We start from the raw sequence: 3,383 nt of genomic DNA, 5'->3' as shown, positions 1-3,383 counted from the left end.
CGTTGGTGGCGTTGCGGGACGGGGCCGCGCGGTGGCAGCTGGCGCGCGGGATCGACCAGTGGAAGCCGGGGGAGTTGGGCGAGGACCACTTCCGTCGGAGGCTGGTGGAGGGAGAGGTGTGGTTGGCGTCGCTCGGTGAAGCGGGGCCGGTGGTCGGGGCGTGGGAGTTGTGGTGGGAGGACCCGGGGGCCTGGGGTGAGCAGCCGCCGGTGGCGGGTTACGTGCACCGGCTGATGGTGGACCGGGAGCTGGCGCCGCGTGGGACGGGGCGGTTGATGTTGGAGCGGGCCGAGCGGCGGATCGCCGCCGCGGGGCGGGAGTTGTGCCGGTTGGACTGCGTGGCGCACAATCCGCGGCTGCGTGAGTACTACGTGGCCGCCGGCTACACGGTGGTCGGCGAGCAGTCGGCGAAGCAGGGCAAGGACGGCAAGTCGTACGCGGTGACGCTGTTGGAGAAGCGGCTGTAGGGAAGCGGGAGAGGGGCGAGGGGGGCGTCCGCGTGCGGTTTGCTCATCCGGGGGTATAGCCAAGTTACTTACCAGCCGGTACTTACCACGGGTAACGGATTGTCTGCGTGAGCGGAGACCCCCCATGACTCGTGGAAGACATCGCAGCGACCGCCTGCGGAAGCTCTGTGTGGCGGTAACGACCCTGGCACTGGCGGCCGTTGGCACGGCGACCGCCCAGACCACCGCCCAGGCGGCCGGCGAGACCGGTCAGGCCGGTCAGGCGTCGAGTGAACAGCGCGTGCAGAGCAAGCCGTTGCCGCCGGAGCTGGAGGCGGTGCGGGCGGCGGAGGCGCGGAAGTTGTACGGCGATCCGGCCGAGCGGCCGATGGCCGAGCGGAAGACGTCGCTGATCTCGCTGGGTGACAGTCAGATCAGCGGTGAGGGCGCGGGCAACTACGAGCCCGGCACGAACGGGCCCGACAACTGGTGCCACCGGTCGTTCGACGTGGCGATCCACCGCACCGGCATCCCGGCCGATGAGACGTACAACGTGGCGTGTTCCGGCGCGTCCAGCGTCAACATCGTGATCGGCGGGCGGAAGCAGTACGCCGACGAGCTGGTGCAGAGCGACAGTCTGGCGATCAAGGCGCGCAACACCAAGCTGAAGATGGTCGTGCTGGTGGCCGGCGCCAACGACGACCTGCAGTTCGGCCCGGTGATGACGGACTGCGTCACGCGCTGGTTCCTGCTCCAGGGGCCGTGCGCGCCCAAGTACGAGCCCGGCTGGGAGGACCGGGTGAACGGTCTGGCGCCGAAGGTCGAGCGGATGGTGGGCGACCTGCGGACCGTGATGCGGGACGCCGGCTACGCGGACGGGGACTACCGCCTCGCGGTGCTGAGCTACCCCAGCCCGATCGGGCCCGACATCAAGGACAACCCGAAGTTCCGCGGCAAGCTGCTGGACGGCTGCACGGGCTACACCTCCGACGCCGCCTGGGGCCGCAACTACGCCGTGCCGCGCTTCCAGGAGGGCATCAGGAAGGCCGCCCAGCGCAGCGGTGCGGACTACCTGGACCTCTCCCGGCTCTTCCACGGGCACGAGGTGTGTATGGAGAACACGTGGGCTCGCGGCCTGACGGTGGACATCACCAACCCCTTCCCGCCGGACAGCAACTCGGTGCGGCAGTCGTTCCACCCGAACGCGCGCGGTCACGGCGCGTACGCGGCCTGCCTCACCCAGTTCTACAACGCGGGTCTGACAGAGGCGTCCTGCGCCGACCCGAAGGGCGCCGGCCAGCCGAAGCTCTACACCGGCGCGTGGGACGACGTGTTCGCGCCGCTGCGCAACGGGGCGACCGACACCTGCCTGGACGCCTCGGGCGCGAGCAGCCGGAACGGCACGAAGGTGCAGGGCTGGCAGTGCCACGGTGAGCGCAACCAGGGCTGGTGGCACGACGCGGCGGACACCGGTCAGATCTACACGGAGATGACCCACGACCGCTGTCTGGACGTGCCGGGCGGCAACTACTCCGCCGGTACCGGGGTCATCCTGTGGGACTGCCACGGCGGCGCCAACCAGCGCTTCCAGAAGGTCGGTTCGACGATCCGGCCGGCGGCGGCGAGCGGGATGTGCCTGACGTTGGGCGGGGCGACCGAGCAGGTGCGGCTGCGGCCGTGTGACGGGTCGGCGGCGCAGCGCTTCGCCTGAGATGTCTGAGGCTGGACATCAGAGCGGAAGGGCTCTCTCCCGGCGGCGGCCGCCGGGAGAGAGCCCTTCCGGGTGGCTCAGAGCGTGCCGAGTTTGATCAGGACGAGGAGGGAGAGGAGTTGGATGGCGGAGGCGCCGAGCGCCTTCTGCCAGGGCAGGTCGTGCGACCGGCTGACCATGGACGTGAAGAGGAAGCCGGCGGCGATCCACGTCGCCCAGCCGAGGATCTGGACGAACGTCGCGGTGCCGCCGAGGAACAGCGCGAAGAGCAGTCGCGGCGCGTCGGTGATCGAGGAGATCAGCATGGCCATGCCGACCGTCGGTCCCCAGGCGCCGTCGCCGCCGAACTGCCGGGCGAGCGTGTGCGTGACCGAGCCGAGGACCAGCCCGGACAGGACCACGGCGACACCGGTGATCAGCACGTACGGGACGGCGCTGCCCAGCGTGGAGTTGAGCACGTCCTCCCGGGCCTTGTCGAGGCCGAAGACGGCCAGCAGGCCGTAGAGGAAGGTGACGAGGACGGCCGGGCCCCAGACGCTGTGGTCGCGCATCTGCCAGAACGTGGCGTTCGGGCGCAGCACGATGCCGGTCAGCAGCTGCTTCCAGTGCAGCTTGGGCGCGGCGGGCGGGGCGGCGGAGCGGCCGGCGGCGTACGTGGCGCCGCCGCTGTACTCGTCGTCACCGGGGTAGCCCTGTTCGTCGACCCGGAACATCTGGGTGTGGCCGGGGCTGTTCGCCTGGTGCCGGGAGTCGTAGCGGCCGTCGAAGTACTCGGGGCCGTCCTCGTCGGACTGCTGCCAGGGGCCGCCGTGCGGGCCCTGCGCGCCGTGTGCTCCGCGGTGGCCGTAGGCGTCGGGGCCTCCGGTCGGCCCGCCGTGCGCGGTGGGGGCGCCGGGGCCGTAGCCGCCCTGGTACGGGGGCTGGCCCGGATGGGTGGGCGGCGGTCCGCCGGGTCCGGGCTGCGTGGGGTGCTGCGCGTACGGCACGTGCTGCCCGTACTGGCCCTGGCCGCCGTACGGGCTGTGCGGCCCGCCGTTCGCGGGCTGTTGTGCGGGGTCTCCCCGCCGTCCGTCGCGCGGGTCCCGGCCGCGTCCGATCCTGAATCCAGCCACCCGTCGAAAGTACCGTGTTCCGGCGGCGCGGCGGGCCGGGGGAGCGGTTCCGCCGGCCTTTGTGGCGTGTTCGGTACATCCCCTCGGGGCTGTCCCCTACGGGCGGGGTGAGGG

3 protein-coding genes are annotated in these 3,383 nt (G+C 71.5%); 2 read left to right on the top strand and 1 reads right to left on the bottom strand.

Features of this window, described 5'->3' with window-relative positions:
• Nucleotides 1-2 precede the first annotated feature (2 nt).
• Both GL263_RS23780 and GL263_RS23775 read left to right on the top strand, forming a co-directional pair.
• Complete coding sequence (locus GL263_RS23780) at nt 3-467, top strand: GNAT family N-acetyltransferase (RefSeq protein WP_323379539.1); 465 nt, start codon at nt 3-5, stop codon at nt 465-467.
• 124 nt (nt 468-591) lie between these two features.
• Complete coding sequence (locus GL263_RS23775) at nt 592-2,157, top strand: ricin-type beta-trefoil lectin domain protein (protein WP_182857798.1); 1,566 nt, start codon at nt 592-594, stop codon at nt 2,155-2,157.
• Between the two features lie 77 nt (nt 2,158-2,234).
• Here the strand turns inward: GL263_RS23775 and GL263_RS28620 are convergent, their stop codons facing one another.
• Nucleotides 2,235-3,269 carry a Yip1 family protein gene (locus GL263_RS28620; protein WP_182857797.1) on the bottom strand — a complete coding sequence of 345 codons (1,035 nt, stop codon included), beginning with the start codon at nt 3,267-3,269 and terminating at the stop codon, nt 2,235-2,237.
• Nucleotides 3,270-3,383: the final 114 nt, after the last annotated feature.

Source organism: Streptomyces durbertensis (assembly GCF_014156695.1).
In the GTDB taxonomy this organism is placed as follows: Bacteria; Actinomycetota; Actinomycetes; order Streptomycetales; family Streptomycetaceae; genus Streptomyces; species Streptomyces durbertensis.
Note: the sequence above shows the minus strand (reverse complement) of the source record. Positions and strands in the feature narration are given on the sequence as shown.